Source organism: Anaerococcus tetradius ATCC 35098 (assembly GCF_000159095.1).
GTDB classification, from domain to species: Bacteria; Bacillota; Clostridia; order Tissierellales; family Peptoniphilaceae; genus Anaerococcus; species Anaerococcus tetradius.
In genome coordinates, this window is the sequence record NZ_GG666385.1 from 1 (window position 1) to 241 (window position 241).

Here is a 241-nt window from a genome sequence, read left to right on the forward strand (position 1 = left end):
GCTAGAGCTTGTTTGATTTTCTTATTATGACCGTTTGGTGCCGTCGATGGCTTGTTTGTTCGCAAAGTCCTGGCTTGCACGCTTTAGCGAAAGGTGCCATGATTGCGCGAATTTTCTCCTCTCTGTACGGAGTTTGCCCGATGCACGCCATCTCCTTACATTCTCTCGCTTATCGCCGTTTCGCGCGAAACGTTTCCCTTTCTATGTTACTGCTCATGCGGTGAAGTTAACGCACGCTCAC

General features: G+C 49.4%; 1 protein-coding gene. It reads left to right on the forward strand.

Annotation, left to right across the window (positions count from 1 at the left end):
- The first annotated feature begins 140 nt into the window (after positions 1-140).
- Positions 141-224 (forward strand): protein YqgH, encoded by an 84-nt coding sequence (gene yqgH, locus HMPREF0077_RS11070; protein WP_211180506.1) that lies wholly within the window; start codon positions 141-143, stop codon positions 222-224.
- Positions 225-241: the final 17 nt, after the last annotated feature.